Here is an 18,634-nt window from a genome sequence, read left to right as displayed (position 1 = left end):
GCCGGCCTCAGCGCCTTGCTTGCGGCCGCGCGCCGCCCTGGGCTTTGATCGCCCGCAGCACCTTTTCGGGCGTGATCGGCAGATCGTCGATCCGAACGCCGACGGCGTTGAAGATCGCATTTGCGACGGCCGGCAGCACCGGATTGGCGCACATCTCGCCGGGGCCCTTGGCCCCGAACGGCCCGTCGGGCGCGGGACGTTCTAGCACCGCGATGTCGTGCGGGCAGATATCGCCGGGGCCTGGCATCAGATACTCGACGAAGTCGCGCGGGCCATGAGCGGGATCGGGATAGTACGGCTCCGGCGTCTCGTAGAGCGCGTGGCTGACGCCCATCCAGGCGCCGCCGACCAGCTGCTGCTCGACCAGCCTCGGGTTGAGCGCGCGGCCGAGCTCATAGGCAGAGTCCATCCGGACCATCGCGACCTCGCCGGTCTCGTCGTCGACCTCGACCTCGGCAACGAGGCAGGCATGGGCGTAGCAGGTCGCCGGTGACATCTCGCCGGTTTCGGGGTCAACGTCGGACAGCGGCACGAGGAAGATGCCGCGGCCGGAGATGGTCTTGCCCTGCTTGAACTGCGCCGCGATCGCAACATCCTTCGTCGAGATCGAGCGATGCGGTGCGCCTTTGACATGGATGTTGCCGCGACCGTCGGTTTCGAGATCGGCGGCGTTGACCTCGAGCTCCTCGGCCGCCGCCTCCATCATCACGCCGCGCGCCTCGCGGGCGGCGGCCATCACGGCATTGCCGACGCGATGGGTGCCGCGCGAGGCGAACGAGCCCATGCAGTGCGGACCGGTATCGGAATCGGCAGTGTCGACGTAGACGTCCTCGACGGGCACGCCAAGCGTCTCCGCGCAGATCTGCCGCGTCACCGATTTCATGCCCTGACCGAGGTCGATCGAGGACAGTGCCACAGTGAACTTTCCGCTCGGGTTTGAATGCACCAGCGCCTGGCTAGGATCGCCGCCGAGGTTCATGCCGATGGGATAGTTGATCGACGCCATGCCGCGTCCGCGATGCCTGGTCATCTAGCGCCTCCTGGTCCCGAATACGGAGGAGAAACGGGTCGCGCCATGCGATGGCGCGGCCGGCCGCGGCGAGGGCGGCGGGGGAGTCGGTGGTGGCGGCTCGCGCGGCGGCTCTCTCGTCGCCGTCACCGGCGCGCGGTCGTAGGTCGTGCGCTGCTGCGCCGGCGCAGCGGGCCGGCTGCGCGAATCCGTCGGCGTTGGCGGGATCACGGCGCGGCTGCCGCCGCCGTCCTTGCGTGAGGACGCGCGCCTGAACTCGTCGCGGATCGGCCATTTGGCCTTTTCCGCGGCGACCTGCACGCATTCGATCAGCGCCGTGTTCTTGGCCTCGCGCCGGTGCGCCTTCATGTCGCCGTCGCGATAGGCGTTGAGGATGCGGAACTCCATCGGGTCCATGCCGACGAGGTTTGCCAGCTTGTCCATCTGGCATTCGATCGCAAAGTCCATCGCGGTGACGCCAAAGCCGCGCATGGCGGTTGCCGGCGTGCGGTTGGTAAAGACGCAATAGACGTCTCCATAGACGTTTGGGATCGTGTAGGGACCGGGCAGATGTGCGGCGCATTTCACCGCGGCATAGCTGGAGAGCCGCGTATAGGCACCGCTGTCGAAATAGGCGCGGATCTCGCGCGCGACGATGCGGCCGTCGCGCATCACACCGTCCTTGATGTAGATGCGCTCGGCGCCGCGCGGCGGGCCGTATTGCATCTCCTCCTCGCGGCCGAACACGTACCGGACGGGGCGCCCGGTCAGCATGGCGCCGAGGATCGCGAGCGGTTCGGTCAGCGTATCCACCTTGCCGCCAAAGCCGCCGCCGACGGTGCCGCCGATGAAGTGGAAGGTGTTGGAAGGTACGTCCAGGATCTTGGCGCAGGTGTCGACCGAGAAGAACAGCGCCTGGGTCGACGTGTAGACGACATAGCGGCCGTTGGTGTCGGGCGCGGCGATCGCGCCATTGGTCTCGGTCGGCGCGTGCTCGATCGGCGACATCTGGTAGCGTTGCTCGAGCACGTGGTCGGCGGTTGCAAGCGCCGCATCCGCATCGCCAAAGCGCAGGCGTTGGTGATCATAGACGTCATGATAGATGAATGCGTTCTTCGGATAGGTCTCGTTGACCACCGGCGCGCCCGGCTTGAGCGCGTCCTCGACGTCGAACACGGTTGGCAGCGGCTCGTAGTCGATCCTGACCTTTGCGATGGCTTCGAAGGCCTCGCGCTCGCTGTCGGCGACGACGGCAAGGATCGGCTCGCCCTTGTAACGCACCTTGTCGACCGCAAGCGACGGCTCGTCGTCCCTCCCGAAGTTGATGAGGCTGAGCAGCGTGTTGAGATTGCGTGGCACGTCGGCGCCGCGGATGATGCGCCGTACGCCCCCCGAGCGCTCCGCTTCCGTGGTGTCGATGCGACGCAGTCTCGCATGCGCATGGGCCGAACGAACGACCTTCAGATGCAGCATGCCTTGCAGCTTGTGGTCGCCAAAATAGCTGGACGTGCCCGTGACATGGCCGAGCATGTCCTGGCGCTGGGTGCCCTTGCCGATTTCATTCAGGTTGTCGTCGCGCTCGTCGGCGAAGATGTCTTTGCGCAGTTCCAGCATGGTTGCGTCCCTCTAGGCGCTGACCCGGCCGCCGGCGGCGGCGAGGATGGCGTTGATGATCGGCTCGTAGCCCGTGCAGCGGCAGATGTTGCCGGAGATCGCCTCGATCACGTCGGCCCGGCTCGGGGAGGGATTGCGGTCAAGCAGCGCCTTTGCGGCCATCAGCATGCCCGGTGTGCAATAGCCGCACTGGGCGGCAAAATTGTCGGCGAAGGTGCGCTGGAGCGGATGCAGGTTCGGGCCCTGTTTCATGCCATCGAGAGTCTCGACCGAGCGACCCGAGACCGTCTCGGCGAGTGTCAGGCAGGAGAGGTGAAGCTCGCCGTCGATCAGCACGCTGCAAGTGCCGCAGCCGCCCTGGCCGCAGCCGAATTTCGGGGTCATGTCGCCTATCAATTCGCGCAGCGCCACCAGGAGATTGGTGCCGCCATCGACGAAGATTGCGACGTCGCGGCCGTTGTGACGAAATTGCAGAGGTATCTTGGACATGGCGATCTATTCCTGTCCCGACAGCAAACGGCGCAGATGCACGCCGACGATCTCGCGGCGATACCAGGCGCTGCCGAGCGCATTGTCGGATGGCGATGTTCCTTCGTTCGCTGCGGATGCGGCAGCCGCGATGGTCGCGGCATCCAGCGAACGGCCCTCGAGCGCGCGTTCGGCGGCGCGAGCGCGGATCTGCGTCGGGGCCATTGATCCCAGCGCGATGCGGGCGCCGGCAATCCGGCCGCCGCTGATCGGCAGATGCGCGGCAAGGGTGATGACCGAGCCGCCCTTGGGCTTGATGCGAGCGATCTTGCGATAACGAAAGGCGTCCGTGCTCCCCGGCCGGGTGCAGGAGACCGACAGCACCAGTGTCCCGGCCTGCCGGTCGCGCGCCTGCAGAAACTCTTCAATCGGGATGTCGCGGGTGCCGAATCCGCCCTGCACCGCGACGGTGGCGTCGAGCGCCAGCAGCGCGACGGTGAAATCGCCGTAAGGGTTCGGCGCGAAGAGATTGCCGCCGACCGTGCCCATGTTGCGCACGGCAGGGCCTCCGATCGAGCGGGCCGGCGCGTGCAGGAAGGCGAGGTCGCGTTCGGCGAGGATGCGCGCGAAGGTGACGCCGGCCCCCAGCATGATGCGCGGGCCGGACGCATCGATACGGGCGAGCCCCTGATCGGTGGCGCGAACGACCGTCGAGATCGAGACGTCGCCCTCGTTCAGCGCCCGCATCACCAGCGTACCGCCGCCGAGATAGCGGGCGCTGCGATCTGAGGATATCGCCCCGGCCGCTTCGCTGGCGCTGGCAAAGGTCTTTACGGTCACAGCCATGGCTAGGCGGCCTCCTTCAAATGGCGGCGGATCGCCTCGAACCCCGCCTGGTAGATGTCTTCCGCGACCATGTGGGTGATGCGGTCCCTGTCATCGGGCTTGGTGGTGAAGCGGGATTCCCAATGCCAGAAGGTGCGGTCACCATCGGTGACTGGCAGCAGGCGGACATGGGCGACATAGTTGAACATCGGGATCGGCGTATCGAGCAGACAATAGCTGAAGGCCTGTTCGAGGTCGGACAGCGCCAGCAACTGTTCGCGCAGCTCCGAGCCGTCCTTGAGCTTGAACCGCCTGACGCAGCCGATCTTGTCGGCCGACTGCGCGCGTTCGATGGCGGAGGTCGCGACCGCAGGATGCCAGCGGTCGTGTCCGTTGAAGTCGCGCAGCACGCTCCACACCGCCTCTGTCGGCGCGTTCAGGATCGTGCTCTTGACGATGTGGGGCACGGCTAACCTCCAAACACGCGTTTCAGCGCGTCGAAGCCGCCCTGAAACACGCCGCCGCCGATATTGCTGACGAGCTCCGTCTCGCGTTCCGGCGCGCAGTCGAACTCGGCCGTCCATTCCATGAAGGTCTGGTCGCCGTCGGTGACGGGCGTCAGCCGCAGCGTCGCAACGTAGTTCTCGACGCCCATCGGGGATTCCAGGATCGAATAGGTGCAGAACATGTCGTAGTCGGAGAGCCCCAAGAGCTTCTCGCGGATACGGTCGCCGTTGCGCAGGCGGAAATCCCTGACGCAACCGATCTTGTCGGAAGGCTCGCCACCCTCGATCCGGCTTTCGGCGATGGCCGGGTGCCAGTTCGGCAAGCCGTTGAAATCGCGCACCCGTGCCCAGACGCGGTCGTTGCGGGCGTTGACGACGGTGGAGACGTAGACGCGGGCCATGGCGCGACCTCAGCTCTTCTTCCTTGGCCCGCGCTCGGCCGGCGGTTCGCCACCTTCGACCGCAGGCGGCGAGGCCACCGGCTTGTCGCCGGCACCGCCGCTCTTGCGTGCGGACTCCTTGATGCCCTGCATGTCGCGGGCCTCTCGGATCAGGCCCGGCATTTTCGAGAGGCTGCCGCCCTCGACGCCGATGTCCGACAGGATGGAATCGATCAGCGGCGCCTGAACCCGGTAGCGCAGGGCGGAGTCGATCACCTCGTCGGTGGCGCTGCGGCCGCCATTGCCATTTCCGTGGCCGTTGAGGCCATCGACCTGGAGAATGCGGATGCCCTCGATCTTCTCCATCGGCTTGACGCTCTCGCGCACGATGCCCTCGATGCGGTCGAGCAGCTTGCGCCGGAACAGCGAGTATCGCGCCTGGTCGGTGAGCACGTTCTCGGCCTCGTTGAGCATCCGCTGCGCCTCGGCCTCGACCGCCGAGCGCACGCGCTCGGCTTCGGCCGCGATGCGCGTCTCCTCGGCCTGCTTCTCGGCGAGCAGGATTTCGACGGTCTTGCGCCGCTTGGCGATCTCGCTCTCCCGCGCCGTGACGACGCGCTCGGTAGCTTCCGTCGCGCGCATGCGCGCTTCCTCGGCCGACGCCTTGGCCGCAGATTCCTCCAGGGACTTCAGATGGATCGCAATCGCCTTCTCCATCAGGACGGTCTCGACCTCCTTCTCGCGATTGACCTCGAGCTTGCGCAGCTCGCGCTCGCGGCCGATGCGGGCTTCGTCGAGACCGCGGTCGGAGGCGATGCGGGCACGCTCGACCTCCTCGCGCGCGCCGATTTCGGCTTCCTGCAGCGACTGGACGCGGGCGACCTCGAGCTGTTCGATGGCGCGTCGCCGCTCGATGCGCGCCGCCTCCAGAGCCTGCTCGCGGGAGACATCGGTGGTCTCGACCTCCTTGCGGGCGACGATCTCGGCCTGCTTTACCTGGCGGTCGGCATCGATCCGTTCCGAGCGCTTGGTCGAGAGGGCGATGACGCGATCCTCGTCGGCAATCTCGATCGCCTTCTTCTGCTCGATGTTGAGCACCTCGCGTTGCCTCGAGGAATTGATACGCTCGGCCTCGAGCGCCAGGTCGACCGTGATACGCTGGCGCTCGATCGCGTCGCGACGCTTCAACTCGGCCGCCTCCAATACGCCGGTCCGTTCGATCTCCAGTGCGCGGGTTGCGCGCTCGGCCTGGATCCGTTCGGCCGCAACCGCCTTCTCCTGGGCAATGCGGGCCGCCTCGATCGCCTCGCGCGAGGCGATATCGGCCTCCTCGACGGCGCGGTTGCGGGCGATCTCCAGCGAACGGACACGTTCTTCCTGGGCGATGCGCGTCGCCTCGGTGGCCTCGCGTGCGGCGATGCCGGCGACGTCGAGCGCCTGGTTTCGCTCGATTTCCAGTTGCCGTGTGTTCTGCTCGGCGGCGATACGCTCGGCGGCGAGCGTTCGCTCTCGGGCGATGCGGGCGGCTTCGACCGCGCGCTGCGCCTCGATCTCGGCCTCCTGGATGATGCGCACCTGCTGGATCTCCAGCGCGCGGGTACGCTCGTCGGAGGAGATGCGCTCGACATTGACGGTCATCGTCTGGGCAATGCGGGCCTTTTCGGTCGCCTCGCGCGCGGCGATTTCGGCTTCGTCGACGGCGCGGGTGCGCTCGATCTCGCGGCGCCTCGTCTCTTCCTCGTTGGCGATCCGCGCATCGGTGACGACGCGGTCCTGCTGAATCCGCGCCTTCTCGATGGCTTCGCGGGCCGCAATCTCGGCTTCCTCGACCGTGCGCATCCGCTCGATCTCGCGCTGGCGCACCTCGCGCTCGGAGGCAATGCGGGTGGTGTCGATCGCGCGCTGGTTGGCGATCCGGGTCTTCTCGATCTCCTCGCGCGCCAGCAGTTCCTTCTCCTCGATGGTGCGGGTCCGTTCGATCTCCTTCTGGCGGGTCTCGCGCTCCGAGGCGATGCGGGCCTCGGCGATCGCCTGGTCATTGGCGATGCGGGCGCGCTCGATGGCCTCGCGAGCAGAGATCTGCGCCTGTTCGGCCTCGGTCTCGCGGAGCGCCCGTTCGCGGGCGACTTCCGTGCGCTGGAGCGCGCGGCGCATCTCGATGTCGCGTTCCTGCTCCAGGCGCGCGGTCTCGCTCTCGCGCTCGATCTCCAGCGCCTGCCGCTCGGCCTCCAGATTGCAGGCGCGGATCTTGATCATCGAGTCCTGCTCGATGTCGTTGCGCAGCTTCCGCTTGGCCTCGATGTCCTGCATCAGCTGGGTCAGACCTTCGGCGTCGAACCGGTTCGAGGGGTTGAAGAATTCGAGATCGGTCTGGTCAAGATCGGTGATGGCGACCGATTCCAGCTCGAGGCCGTTCTGGGCGAGGGCTTCCGCCGCTTCGGTCTTGACGCGCGCGACATAGTCGCCGCGCCGCTCGTGCATCTCCTCCATGGTCATCTCGGAGGCGACCGAGCGGATCGCGGAGATGAATTTTCCGGCGAGCAGCGCATGAAGTTGCTCCGGCGCCATGGTGCGGCGGCCGAGCGTCGCCGCGGCGATCGAGACCGCTTCGCGGGTCGGCTGCACCCGGACGTAGAAGTCGGCCTCGATGTCGACCCGCATGCGATCGCGGGTAATCACGGCATCCTGTCTGGAGCGGACGACACCCATCGGCAGCACGTTCATGTTGACCGGCGTGTAGTCGTGGATGAATGGCAGCACGAAGGCGCCGCCATTGATCACCACGCGTTCGCCGAGGAAACCCGTCCGGACGAACGACGTCTCCTTGGAGGAACGATGGTAGAGCCAGTTCACGATGTAGACGCCAACCACGATCACGACGATCGCGACGATCAGCCAGAGGATCAATTCACCGACCAACATCCCTGACATCTTTCCCTCCCTCGAACCTTCCGGCGTTACCGCGCGCCGATCGCCTTGAACTGACGGACCTGCTCCGTCAGCGCCCGCTCGACCGGCAGTCGCTCCATCGAGGAGGCGCCGTAGAAGCCATGGCAATGGCGGGTGTTCTTCATGATGAAATCGGCGTCGGCGGGATCCGCGATCGGACCGCCATGGGCCAGCACCAGGATGTCCGGATTGACGCTCAGCGCTGCGGAGGCCCAGGTGTCAATCTGCGCCGGGCAGTCCTTTAGCTTCAGTGCCGTCTGCGCACCGATCGTGCCGCCGGTCGTCAGACCCATGTGACAGACGATGATGTCGGCGCCGGCGATCGCCATGGCGGTCGCCTCTTTCTCGCTGAACACGTAGGGCGTGGTCAGCATGTCCTTGTCGTGTGCCTTCGCGATCATGTCGATTTCGAGCGCATAGGACATGCCGGTTTCTTCGAGATTGGCCCGGAAGGTGCCGTCGATCAGGCCGACAGTCGGGAAGTTCTGCACGCCTGCAAAACCAAGCGCCTTCAGCTGGTCGAGGAAGACATCCATATCGCGGAATGGATCGGTGCCGTTGACGCCCGCGAGCACCGGGGTCTGGCCCACCACGGGGAGCACCTCGCAGGCCATCTCCAGCACGATGGCATTGGCGTCGCCGTAGGCCATCAGGCCCGCGAGCGAGCCACGGCCAGCCATACGATAGCGGCCGGAATTGTAGATGACGATGAGATCGACACCGCCAGCTTCCTCGCATTTAGCCGACAGCCCGGTGCCAGCACCTCCACCAACGATCGGCACGCCGCGCCTCGCCATGTCGCGGAACTTCTTCAGGAGGGCTGCGCGTTCAAATCTGGCCATCGGTCACCTCGCTAGTCTCCGTCGCGCGCCAGCGCGGCCGAACAGGGTTCGGAACGCGCCGACGATGGCGGCGGCGAAGTCGGGATCGTTGATGTTCTTGGGGACGCGAATGATCTGCCGGTTGCCGGTCTGCCGCACGTTGCGCTCCAGCGCACGGAACAGGGCAGCGTCGGCCTCCGGGTCCCAGAACGGCTGGCCTCGCGCATCGAGCGCGGAGACGCCGCCCTCCGGCAGGAAGAAGCGCACGGGGCCGTCCATCTGGTTGAGCCGATCGGCGATCCAGCGGCCCATGCGCTCGTTCTCGTCGGCGGTCGTCCGCATCAACGTCACTTGCGGATTGTGAACGTGGAACTTGCGGCTGCGGTATCGTTCGGGAATGGTGTCCGGCGCACCGAAATTGACCATGTCGAGCGCGCCAACCGAGCCGACATAGGGCAGGCGGCTGCGGATAATCGCGCCAAAACGATCTTCCGTCGCCGGAAACACGCCGCCCATCAGCAGGTCGCAGATCTCGGTCGTGGTGAGGTCGATCACGCCGGCGAGTTGACCGGACTCGACGAGCTTCTCCATGGAACGGCCACCGACGCCGGTGGCGTGGAACACGAGACATTCGAAATCATCGCGCAGCTCCGCCGCGATCTTCTGAACGGCCGGTGTGGTGACGCCGAACATGGTGATGCCGACCGAGGGCAGGCCGCGTGGCTCGCGCGCCGTTGCGGCGCGCGCCTCGAGCCGCGCCTTCACCATGCCGGCAAGCGCATTGGCACCGTTGGCCAGCACCGCCCGCGAGATCGAGTTCAGCCCCTGCACATCGGTGACCGAGTACATCATGGTGATGTCGGCTGGTCCGACATAGGGCCCGACATCGCCGGAGGCGACGGAGGAGACGATCAGCTTAGGCACGCCGACGGGAAGGGTGCGCATGGCCGGCGCCACCAGCGACGCCGCGCCCGAGCCGCCGGCCGAGATCACACCGGCGACATTGCCCTGGCGCCGCAGCCAACTGGTGAATGCATCGGCCATCGCCGTCACGGCGGTGCCGCGATCCGGGCCGAACACGGCTGAGCCGCCGCGGCCGTGATTCAGCGCGATCTCCTGCGCGGAGACGTCGCACGACGAATGCTTGCCGCTGGTCGAAACATCGACCAGCCGCGTGCGCAGTCCGCTTTCCGCGATGATGTCGCGGATGTAGCGCAGCTCGAGGCCCTTGGTGTCGAGCGTGCCGACGACCAGCACGACAGGCGGGCCCGAGGCCTGGGCCGTCACCGGCTCGCGCTTGCGCCGCGCCGTGTCGTCGAGCCGCGAGACTTGCGTCGAGAGCGTACGCGCCGCGGCTTCGATGCGCGCGATCGGCACTGGTTGCGACCATCGCGTCGGGAGCGTCGGGTTGGAGACGTAGATGCGAACCGGTCCGTCGCGGCGTGGTGCCGGCGTCGGCTTCGATTCGGCGGCCAATGCGGCGACGTCGACATCGGGCTCGAGATCGGCGTGAAGCCCGACGCCGAGCAGGCGCTGCTGAAGCTCGCGGTCCGCGGCAAGGCGCGCGGAGTCGATGATGCGGTTGATGCGGCCGTTGACCATGATCGCGACGTTGCGCGAGATTGCGGTGGCGACGCCAATATTCTGCTCGATCACGAGCACCGACATGTCGCCGTCTTCACCGAGCCGCAGCAGCATCTCCTCGACTTGAGTCACGATGACGGGCGCGAGGCCCTCGGTCGGCTCGTCCATGATCAGCAAATGAGGATTGGTGAGCAGCGCGCGTGAGATCGCCAGCATCTGTTGTTCGCCGCCGGAGAGCTGACCGCCGCCGTGATCCTTGCGCTCGCCGAGACGCGGGAAGGTGTCGTAGATGCGCTCGACGGTCCAGGCGCCGGAGCGCATGCCTCCGGCGAGCCGCAGATGCTCGTCGACGCTAAGCGAGCGCCACAGCCGCCGGCCCTGCGGCACATAGCCCACGCCGAGCCGGGCGATCTGCGCCGGCGGCCTCCGCGTGACGTCCTCGCCATGGACGCGAATCGAGCCGCCGCTTACCTCCACTAAGCCCATGATCGCCTTGCACAGGGTGGTCTTGCCCATACCGTTGCGGCCGACGACGGAGAACACGCCGCTTTCCAGCGTGAGGTCGACCCCTTGCAGCGCGTGCGAGTGGCCGTAGTAGACGTCGAGGCCGCGGACCTCGAGTGCGGCACTGCTGCGGCGGGCCTCATTCATGGCCGCCTCCGAGATAGAGCTCCTGCACCTGGGGATCCGACTGGATCTCCTCCGGCAGGCCCTCCTTGAAGACGCGGCCGTTGTGCATCATCGTGACGCTCTCGACGACGCGCAGGGCGACGTCCATATCGTGCTCGATGATGATGTAGCCGATGTGCGCCGGCAGCGAGGTCAGGATCTCGATCAGCTCGGCCCGCTCGGTCGGCGACAGGCCAGCAGCAGGCTCATCGAACAGGACGAAGCGCGGGGCGCCGGCGAGCGCGAGCGCGATCTCGAGCTGACGCTGCTGACCGTGCGCGAGCTCGGCCACGCGCTGGTCCTTCACCGCGGAGAGATGCACGGCCTGCACGAGATTGTCGGCCGCATGCATCAGGGCATCGTTCTGTCCCGGACGCAGGAACGAGAAGCGCCCGCGCGAGACGCCTCGGCAGGCGAGATAGACGTTGTCCTGGACCGTGAGGCCGGGGAACAGCGCCGAGATCTGATAGGTCCGTCGTAGCCCGCGGCGGATGCGTTCATAGGGCGGGAAGTGCGTGACGTCCTCGCCGAAGAAGCGGATGGTGCCGGAGGAGGGCGGGAAATCGCCGGTGATGCAGTTGAACAACGTGGTCTTGCCGGCGCCGTTCGAGCCGAGCACGGCGCGCCGCTCGCCCGGACGCACCGTGATGGTGACGTCGGTCAGCGCCGCTAGGGCGCCGAAAAGCCGGGTCACTCCGCGCAGCTCGAGAGCCGCACCGGCGCCAACGGCGGAAAGGCGTTGAGCGACGCTATCCATGGTCGCGTCCTCCGCCTGGGCGGTCCGTTCGTGGACGCTGGCTCTGACGCCAACGCTGCCAAAGGCCGATGACGCCATCCGACGACCAGAACACGATGGCGAGGAAGCCGAGCCCGATCAGCAGGCGGAAGCGGTTGCCGTCGAGCCCAAGCCGGACCAGGAAGTCGAGCGCGAAGGTGCGGAGCAGCACGAAGATCAGCGCGCCGATGAAGGGGCCGACCGGGCGCGTGATGCCTCCGACGACCGCGATGATCAGCACGTCGATGCAGGCGCCGACGCTGACCGAGCCCGGCGAGATCTGGCGATAGTTCCAGACCTGGAGGACGCCGGCGAGCGCGGCCACGAAGGAGGCGAAAGCATAGGCCGCAACGCGGTGGGCATTGACGTTGAAGCCGAGCGCGGCCATGCGCCGCGGATTGTCGCGTACGCCCTGAAGGGCAAGGCCGAAGGGCGCGCGCGAGAGATACTCGACCGCGAAATAGCAGAGCGCCGCGACCGCGAGCACGATATAGTAGAAGGGAATGTCTGCGCGCCAGTTCACGCCCCAGAAGTGCGGCGTCGCGACGGTGTTGATGCCGGTATGGCCGTTGAAGATCGCCCAGTTCTGGTTGGTGAAATAGTAGAAGGCCGCGCCGATCGCGAGCGTGATCATGATGGTGTAGATGCCTTCGGTGCGCACCGCGAGCGCGCCGCCGAGGGTACCGAAGGCAGTCGCCAGCGCCAGCGCCATCGGCACCGCGAGCCACCAGGGCCAGCCCAGGCTGATATTGGCGTTGCCGCTGACGCCGAACACCGCGACCATATAGGCCGAGAAGCCGGCGATGGTGAGCTGCATCAGGCTGACCATGCCGGCGTACCCGGCGAGGAACATCAGGCTCAGCGCGATCGTTCCGAGGATCAAGGTGGAGGCGAAGATCTCGATCAGGAAGAAGCCGCTGGCGATCAGCGGCATGATCAGGAGAATGACCGCGACGATCCAGGCGGCGGGATTGTTGACTTCCGGCCATGTCCGCGTCGGGCGTTGCGCCACGGCGGCGGGGCGAACGGCAACGTGAGCATCGTGAGCGAGCGACATCTCAGCGCCCCGCCAATAGGCCTTGGGGCCGGATGGCCAGCACCAGCACCATGATCAGGAAGGTCACGACGATGGCGTAGGTCGGGATGTAGACCGAGCCGAGCTGCTCGGCGAGGCCGATGATGAGCGCGCCGAGCGCGGCGCCGGGGATCGAGCCCATGCCGCCGACGATCACGACCACGAGCGAGGCGAGCAGGAAGCGGATGTCTTCTCCCGGCGACAATGACTGGAAGGTGCCGCCGACGACGCCGGCCATGCCGGCAAGTCCCGCACCGAAGGCGAACACCAGCACGAAGACGAGCTGGATGCGCACGCCGGTCGCAGCCAGAATATCGCGATCGTCGACGCCGGCGCGGATGATCATGCCGATCCGGGTGCGGTTGAGCGCGAGCCACATCGCCACGCCGATGACCACGGACGCCGCGAAGATCACGAGCCGCACCGAGGGATATCTGAGATAGACCGGCTCGCCGGAGGATTTGATCGCGGTGATCAGTGGCAGCTCCACCGGCCCGATCAGCCAGTTCGGGGTCTGGATCTGGTAGAAGTCGCCGCCGCAGGCCCACAGCATGAGGTCGGCGAACACGATCGAAAGCCCGATCGTCACCATGGTCTGCCTGAGATCCTGTCCCTCCATTCGGCGGAATACGATGACCTGAAGCAGGACACCGACGAGGGCGGTCAGGATGAAGGCGGCGATGAAGCTGAGGACCCAGGACCCGGTCGAGGCGCTGACGGCGTAGCCGACATAGCCGCCGAACAGATAGAGCGAGCCGTGGGCGAGATTGACATTGCGCATCAGGCCGAAGATCAGCGTGAAGCCGCTGGCGACGAGGAAGTAGAGGCCCCCGAGCGTGATGCCGTTGAAGACGGCGTTGAGGAAGACGCGCTTGCGGCCGACGGCCTGTTCGAGACCCGGCGGCCAGATCGCGAAGATCAGCCAGAGCGCGACGGCTATGGCAATGATCACGATCAGCGCCCAAGCGGGATGGCGTTCGACAAAGCGGCTCATATGCGCCGTCCGGTTGTCCGGGCCACAGGCCGAAGGTTCACTGAATGCAGGTCGAACAGCCTTGCAGCGGCTGCAGGCCTTGCCATGGACGTGCGCTCCCGTCGGTCGCGATCATCTCGGATCGCGTTGCCTACATCCTACCCGGGCGGCGACGGCGGCGTTTGATCGTGAGTATCTTTTCGTGGCCCGCGCTCAGGCGCGCAAAACCTTGGCTGCGCGACGATAATCGGTCGGGGCCATCCCCACATTGGCGGCGAAGAAGCGGGTGAATCCACTTTGCGAGGAGAAGCCGAGATCGAAGCCGATATCGGCGATCGGCGTTTCGCTCGCCACCAGCGCTTCGAGCGCTTGTTCCATGATCAGCGTATTGAGATAGAGGTTCGGCGTGAGGCCGGTCTGCACGCGGAACAATCGGTAGAAGTGGGGCCGCGATAGGCCGGATTCGCGCGCGATGGTGTCAAGCTCGATCTCGGCACCGGGGCTTTCCGACATCATCTTGATGCATTTGCGCACGCGAAAGTCGGTGACGGAGCCGCTTGCGCGCGGATCGCGCGCGATCTCGGCCTGCTGCCAGCTCTCGTCATAGCAGATGTCGATCAGCCTCCTCAGCTCGGAATCGAGACTGGAGAGCGATGGTGCGCCGCACACGAGCGCGGCGGTCCGCCTGATATGCTTGTCGAGTGCAGGAGTACGCCTGAACTGGGTGCGGCCGAAGCGCAGCCGGTCGCTGCCCGAAGCATCGGGCGCAAACCATTCGGCGTTGACGTAGAGTACGAAAAAGATGGCGCCGCCATCGAGATCGGCCGGCAGGAAGTTGTGCGGCTCCCACGGATTGACGGCGACGACGGACGATTCGGTGAGATCAAAATGCCCGTTGGAGACATCAATGCATGCGGGCATGCCGCCGACATGAAAGATCAGATGACCTTCACGATGGGCGTGGATATTGAAAGGGCGGTTCAACTGGTAAACCGTCGCCCGGCCGAACCGGCCATGGAAGACGGCGAGCGCACGGCTCATGCCTTCCCCTCCCGAATGTTCTCTTTTCGGTCAGCGTTCAACAACGCCGACGAGATTGCAAGAGCGGAGAGCGACCGCGTCAGCAAGTCGCTCCCCGTCTGCGGACCGCCGAGGTGATGCGTCAGTACTTCTTACATTCCGGAACGGTGCGGCTCGGCAGTCCGATCTTGGAGAAGACGGCCGGATCGTAGCCGAGCGTCTGGTTCACGTTCGGAATCACCTTCACGACCTTGCTGAACAGCGCGCCCTTGCCGTCGTCGACGACCTCGGTAACGAAGTTGGTGCCAATCGCCTGGCGGTTGGAGTCGAGCTTGATTTTGCCGTTCGGCGCATCGAGCTCGATCTTCGCCAGCGCTTCCTTGAATTTCGCCTGGTTGTTGGAGAGGTCGCCATTGACTTGGCGCAGCGCGAGGATCAGCGCCATGGTTGAATCATAGTAGTTGGTGGCCAGCAGCGAAGGGCTTGGGAAACGCTTGTTGGGCGGGAAGGCATCCTGATAGGCCTTCACGAACTTCTGCCAGCCCGGATCCTCCCAGGTGTCGGCCTGGCCGCTCGCCGCAATGGTGCCGATGAGGGCGTTCTTGGCGTTGCCCTTGGACGACAGGATGGTCTGGTCGATCATGATGGAACCGCCCATCAGATGCGCCTTGCCGCCGGCCTGCTGATACTGGTTGAGGAAGTTGACGGCATCCGCGCCGCCGAGCCCGAGATAGATGGCGTCGACGTCGTCGGGCAGGGCGGCGATGACGGAGGCGAAGTCCTTCGTTCCCAGCGGCACCCATTGCCGATTGGTGACTTGCCCGCCCATTCCGCAGAACTCGAGCACCAGTCCGAACACCTGGGTGTAGATGAAGGAATAGTCTTCGCCGACGGTTGCGATCTTGCGGTACTTCTTGTCCTCATAGGCGTATTTGCCGAGGCCGACCTGCCACTGGGCGCCGTCCATATTGTAGCGGAAGAAGTTCGGGGCAGGGTCGACATAGGTCGTTTCCTGCGCGCCGGAGGCCGCATTGATGAAGGTCAGCTCGGGATGGGTCTTTGCAAAGTTCTTCACCGCGATCCCCTCGTCGCCAGAGAGCGGCGACAGCAGAATCTGGACCTTGTCCTGCTCGATCAGCTTGCGCACAGCGCGCACGGCCGAGTCCGGCGTTGCGTCGGTCGAGGCGACGATGAATTCGAGTTCCTTGTCGCCGATCTTCTTGCCCAGCACATTGAGTGCCGTCTGGTGGCCGCGCATCCCATCTTCGCCAAGCACCGTGTAAGTGCCTTCGAGGGTTGCGGTGACGCCCACCTTGATCTTTTCCTGGGCGATCGCCGCGCCCGAAAGAAACAGGCTGCTCAACGCGAGCAGTCCCATGCTGCATTTCGACATGTGCTCCTCCCCTGTGTCGTCGTTTTGTTGCCGCGCCGACCTGCGCGACGCCCGCGGCTCTCGAAGGCCGCGGCTTTAGAGGGAAGCTAGCCGAAGTCGAATGCGGTGCACGCATCGGTGTCTCGTTCGGCTTGACTGGCAGTCTCATTTTTGAATGTTGCGCCGCAAGTCGTTTCGCGGTGCAGCGAGGCGCTCGCGCCGCAAAAGATGTCCTAGGGGGATGTCTGCGTCGTGCTGTCCTCGTACGAGATACGCGATGAGCACGCGACTTATAGTCTTCGGCGAGAAGCAGGTTGATCGCATCGAACGCCTGCAGACGGCCATGTGCGTGCCTTCGCCGATCTCGAACCATCGCCGGTACGGCGCGTGTTTCAGCGAGAGGAAGAAACCCTGCACCGAGGTGATTGGGACGTCCTGGTCCCCATTCCATGTGCACCAGGAGCACAGGCACGCGAATGTCACTGGCATCATAGAGCCCTTGCCGGCGGCCCAGTATTCGCAAATTTCTAAGGATCGGACCGTTGACCGCACGCATGACCTGGGGGGTGCTAGTTGCCCTGCGGGTCGGTCGCGAGCGAGATGTTCGCCCAGAGTTGGAAGCCGCCCGCCGGGATCAAGCTTGATCGTGCTGCTCGTGGCGCCGCGGAAAGCAAGCCCGCTCTAAAGTCCATAAACGGCACCTTGCGACAGCTCCCGAGGCGCCCGCTTGCATCGACCGGAACCGGGCCCTTCAGCACCAGAGGGGCGCGACGAGCGCGAGCTTTACGACTTTGTCGTTTGCCAGCGGTGTAAGCATTGGCTACCGAGCCGCCCCAGGACATGGCAACCAGATTGAGTTGCTCGATGTCGCGTTGCTTCAGGATGTGTTCGACTGCGCTGGCGAGATTACGCACGCCGGCCTCGGTGCGCACAAGCGGTTCGGACTCTGCCGGCGGAGCCTCCATTTCGGACTGGCGGGTCGATTGGGCCATAGCCGCGCACGTCGAGTGCAAAGACGTCGTACCCGTGCCCGGCGAGACAATCCATGAAGGAGGGGCCGACGAGCGGTGTGTCAAAAGGGCTCCAAGGCGAATAGGTTGCGCCGTGCCATCATCGGGATAGTTCGCTCAGCGGAGGAGGTCGTGAGCGCTGCGGGTCGCTTGTCCATCGCCGCCGCCCGGCGCACAAGACATTGATCTGCATTCCCGACGTGACCTTAAAGCTTGACTTAAGGTCAAATCCTCAGGCAGCCTCGCAGACCACACAAGTCGGGCGCCGCCGGAGAGATACGTGCCAAGCAACCGACTCGGGTTATAGCGCTTACGCTCAAAGCTGAGCTCCAGTTGACTGGCAAGTTGCTCGATCAGTTGGTTTTCGAGGTTCGGATCATCACTGTGGACGCATTTACGTACATGCGTTCCTGCTCAATTGATAAATCGAACAGCTAGCATGAGTCGGTCGCGGTGGCTCGGCGGAGTGGCGCGGTGGTAGCACGATGTATCCTGGACGAAGCCGGTGCCGGCTTTGCCTTCGATCATGATTTCGTTCTCTATGCCAAACTGCTTCCGTACACTCGCCTCGCCTGCAGATGCCGAGCCGAAGAGCATACGTAAGGGTTTATGTTTGTGTGAGCGCTTCATCATGACATGCGCCCCCGAGTTGCGATCTGTGTCGGTTATATAGAAGCTTGCGTAGACGAAATTGTACCCGCCGACATCATAGTGGTAATCGAGAACGTTTTGATGCCTCAGCCGTCGACGCTCATCCTCCGAGAAGTCGGACGCGAAGCTCCAATTCATGATCGTCATCACTTCACGCGGTTCGTGTCCCAGATAAGTCCGCACGATGGATCGTAGTACGGGATCATCAACGACGGCCTGCACAGCAGGACAGCGGGTCGGATCGCGAATACCGGCGATTGGCACGGACCTCCCGTCGGGAGCTTTGCCTCGAATGACGTCCGAATACCGGAATGGGAGGCCATCAGGATCGAAATTGGTGTAAAGCGGCTCAGTGCGTGCAAAGGCGTCGATTTCACTGACTATATGCGCGGGAAGGTTCAGGCCGATGAACACCGCGTCTTCGGAGATAGTCTTAACAATCTGACCGACATCCCGGTGGGTAAACAATGTTGACGTTCTATTCTGTTGCAGCGGAATGTGGCGGTCCATAAGTCGTCTTGCGCCACTGTAGGCCAAGCGGACGGTCCTGAATCGGCCTAGCGCGTAACGGATGTCACCCTCGAAGAGTCTTGTCGCTATTCCTCGGAGATTCATTGGCAATTCCCTGCGTCTATAACGATTGTCGAATTGTCCGCACTGTTAGACGTAGTGCTTTCGCCCAGCGTATAATCTGCGACCCTACGCTGCAGATCAGCGTTATACAACCCGCCGTTTGCCATCAAGGCCACATCAATCTAGGGATCCGAACACACATCAGCTTTGAATTATGCTAGCCGTTGGCTCGCGCTGATGAGGTGTTCGGCTGATGTCACTTACTGGCCCTTAGCGTCGAACCGCAATCCTCGCCTTGGCGTTGGCAATTTGGGGAATACCGGGCCCTGGCGCCGTCATGGCTCATCGACGCTCGTGCCC

The 18,634-nt window shown here is 64.8% G+C and carries 16 protein-coding genes; all 16 read right to left on the bottom strand.

Translation table 11 applies throughout. The annotated features are described in order from the left end of the window. Nucleotides 1–7: 7 nt before the first annotated feature. On the bottom strand, nucleotides 8–1,030 hold the full coding sequence (locus tag ACM42_RS00235; protein WP_091887626.1) for a xanthine dehydrogenase family protein molybdopterin-binding subunit: 1,023 nt from the start codon (nucleotides 1,028–1,030) through the stop codon (nucleotides 8–10). Beyond that, nucleotides 1,031–2,623: a xanthine dehydrogenase family protein molybdopterin-binding subunit gene (locus tag ACM42_RS00230; protein WP_271526129.1), complete on the bottom strand. Its 1,593-nt coding sequence runs from the start codon at nucleotides 2,621–2,623 to the stop codon at nucleotides 1,031–1,033. It abuts the gene before it with no gap. Nucleotides 2,624–2,635: 12 nt separating this feature from the next. Then, nucleotides 2,636–3,112, bottom strand: coding sequence for a (2Fe-2S)-binding protein (locus ACM42_RS00225; protein ID WP_271526128.1), 477 nt, complete (start codon nucleotides 3,110–3,112; stop codon nucleotides 2,636–2,638). 6 nt (nucleotides 3,113–3,118) lie between these two features. Beyond that, complete coding sequence (locus tag ACM42_RS00220; RefSeq protein WP_271526127.1) at nucleotides 3,119–3,937, bottom strand: FAD binding domain-containing protein; 819 nt, start codon at nucleotides 3,935–3,937, stop codon at nucleotides 3,119–3,121. A 2-nt stretch (nucleotides 3,938–3,939) separates the two neighbouring features. Then, entirely contained in the window at nucleotides 3,940–4,383 is a 444-nt protein-coding gene (locus ACM42_RS00215; protein WP_271526126.1) for an SRPBCC family protein, read from the bottom strand. Nucleotides 4,384–4,385: 2 nt separating this feature from the next. Next, a complete protein-coding gene (locus tag ACM42_RS00210) occupies nucleotides 4,386–4,823 on the bottom strand; it encodes an SRPBCC family protein (protein ID WP_018643039.1) in 438 nt (145 codons plus the stop codon). A 9-nt stretch (nucleotides 4,824–4,832) separates the two neighbouring features. Then, nucleotides 4,833–7,733, bottom strand: coding sequence for a flotillin family protein (locus tag ACM42_RS00205; protein ID WP_271526125.1), 2,901 nt, complete (start codon nucleotides 7,731–7,733; stop codon nucleotides 4,833–4,835). 26 nt (nucleotides 7,734–7,759) lie between these two features. After that, nucleotides 7,760–8,593 carry a phosphoenolpyruvate hydrolase family protein gene (locus tag ACM42_RS00200; protein WP_271526124.1) on the bottom strand — a complete coding sequence of 278 codons (834 nt, stop codon included), beginning with the start codon at nucleotides 8,591–8,593 and terminating at the stop codon, nucleotides 7,760–7,762. Between the two features lie 3 nt (nucleotides 8,594–8,596). Continuing rightward, nucleotides 8,597–10,807, bottom strand: a complete 2,211-nt coding sequence (locus ACM42_RS00195; RefSeq protein ID WP_271526123.1) for an ABC transporter permease — start codon at nucleotides 10,805–10,807, stop codon at nucleotides 8,597–8,599. Beyond that, nucleotides 10,800–11,582, bottom strand: coding sequence for an ABC transporter ATP-binding protein (locus ACM42_RS00190; protein ID WP_194388096.1), 783 nt, complete (start codon nucleotides 11,580–11,582; stop codon nucleotides 10,800–10,802). The genes ACM42_RS00195 and ACM42_RS00190 overlap by 8 nt, the downstream gene beginning before the upstream one ends. Beyond that, a complete protein-coding gene (locus tag ACM42_RS00185) occupies nucleotides 11,575–12,657 on the bottom strand; it encodes a branched-chain amino acid ABC transporter permease (RefSeq protein ID WP_271526122.1) in 1,083 nt (360 codons plus the stop codon). The genes ACM42_RS00190 and ACM42_RS00185 overlap by 8 nt, the downstream gene beginning before the upstream one ends. A 1-nt stretch (nucleotide 12,658) precedes the next feature. Then, on the bottom strand, nucleotides 12,659–13,669 hold the full coding sequence (locus tag ACM42_RS00180) for a branched-chain amino acid ABC transporter permease (RefSeq protein ID WP_271526121.1): 1,011 nt from the start codon (nucleotides 13,667–13,669) through the stop codon (nucleotides 12,659–12,661). A gap of 192 nt (nucleotides 13,670–13,861) precedes the next feature. Beyond that, nucleotides 13,862–14,689: a helix-turn-helix transcriptional regulator gene (locus ACM42_RS00175; protein ID WP_271526120.1), complete on the bottom strand. Its 828-nt coding sequence runs from the start codon at nucleotides 14,687–14,689 to the stop codon at nucleotides 13,862–13,864. A 121-nt stretch (nucleotides 14,690–14,810) separates the two neighbouring features. Further along, nucleotides 14,811–16,061, bottom strand: coding sequence for an ABC transporter substrate-binding protein (locus tag ACM42_RS00170; protein WP_061882139.1), 1,251 nt, complete (start codon nucleotides 16,059–16,061; stop codon nucleotides 14,811–14,813). A gap of 548 nt (nucleotides 16,062–16,609) precedes the next feature. Further along, nucleotides 16,610–17,032, bottom strand: coding sequence for a hypothetical protein (locus tag ACM42_RS00165; protein WP_271526119.1), 423 nt, complete (start codon nucleotides 17,030–17,032; stop codon nucleotides 16,610–16,612). Between the two features lie 432 nt (nucleotides 17,033–17,464). Then, on the bottom strand, nucleotides 17,465–18,211 hold the full coding sequence (locus tag ACM42_RS00160) for a hypothetical protein (protein ID WP_271526118.1): 747 nt from the start codon (nucleotides 18,209–18,211) through the stop codon (nucleotides 17,465–17,467). Nucleotides 18,212–18,634: the final 423 nt, after the last annotated feature.

Origin of the sequence: Bradyrhizobium sp. CCBAU 25338, assembly GCF_028128965.1 — a bacterium.
Lineage (GTDB): Bacteria > Pseudomonadota > Alphaproteobacteria > Rhizobiales > Xanthobacteraceae > Bradyrhizobium > Bradyrhizobium liaoningense.
The sequence above is the reverse complement of the archived record's forward strand: the minus strand, read 5'-3'. Positions and strand labels throughout refer to the sequence as shown.

Bases quoted from the DNA above. Each gene is read 5' to 3' on its own strand.
- ACM42_RS00200 (WP_271526124.1), bottom strand. From the start codon at position 8,593: ATGGCCAGATTTGAACGCGCAGCCCTCCTGAAGAAGTTCCGCGACATG.
- ACM42_RS00205 (WP_271526125.1), bottom strand. From the start codon at position 7,733: ATGTCAGGGATGTTGGTCGGTGAATTGATCCTCTGGCTGATCGTCGCG.
- ACM42_RS00165 (WP_271526119.1), bottom strand. From the start codon at position 17,032: ATGGCCCAATCGACCCGCCAGTCCGAAATGGAGGCTCCGCCGGCAGAG.
- ACM42_RS00170 (WP_061882139.1), bottom strand. From the start codon at position 16,061: ATGTCGAAATGCAGCATGGGACTGCTCGCGTTGAGCAGCCTGTTTCTT.
- ACM42_RS00210 (WP_018643039.1), bottom strand. From the start codon at position 4,823: ATGGCCCGCGTCTACGTCTCCACCGTCGTCAACGCCCGCAACGACCGC.
- ACM42_RS00235 (WP_091887626.1), bottom strand. From the start codon at position 1,030: ATGACCAGGCATCGCGGACGCGGCATGGCGTCGATCAACTATCCCATC.
- ACM42_RS00190 (WP_194388096.1), bottom strand. From the start codon at position 11,582: ATGGATAGCGTCGCTCAACGCCTTTCCGCCGTTGGCGCCGGTGCGGCT.
- ACM42_RS00175 (WP_271526120.1), bottom strand. From the start codon at position 14,689: ATGAGCCGTGCGCTCGCCGTCTTCCATGGCCGGTTCGGCCGGGCGACG.
- ACM42_RS00230 (WP_271526129.1), bottom strand. From the start codon at position 2,623: ATGCTGGAACTGCGCAAAGACATCTTCGCCGACGAGCGCGACGACAAC.
- ACM42_RS00180 (WP_271526121.1), bottom strand. From the start codon at position 13,669: ATGAGCCGCTTTGTCGAACGCCATCCCGCTTGGGCGCTGATCGTGATC.
- ACM42_RS00220 (WP_271526127.1), bottom strand. From the start codon at position 3,937: ATGGCTGTGACCGTAAAGACCTTTGCCAGCGCCAGCGAAGCGGCCGGG.
- ACM42_RS00160 (WP_271526118.1), bottom strand. From the start codon at position 18,211: ATGGACCGCCACATTCCGCTGCAACAGAATAGAACGTCAACATTGTTT.
- ACM42_RS00225 (WP_271526128.1), bottom strand. From the start codon at position 3,112: ATGTCCAAGATACCTCTGCAATTTCGTCACAACGGCCGCGACGTCGCA.
- ACM42_RS00195 (WP_271526123.1), bottom strand. From the start codon at position 10,807: ATGAATGAGGCCCGCCGCAGCAGTGCCGCACTCGAGGTCCGCGGCCTC.
- ACM42_RS00185 (WP_271526122.1), bottom strand. From the start codon at position 12,657: ATGTCGCTCGCTCACGATGCTCACGTTGCCGTTCGCCCCGCCGCCGTG.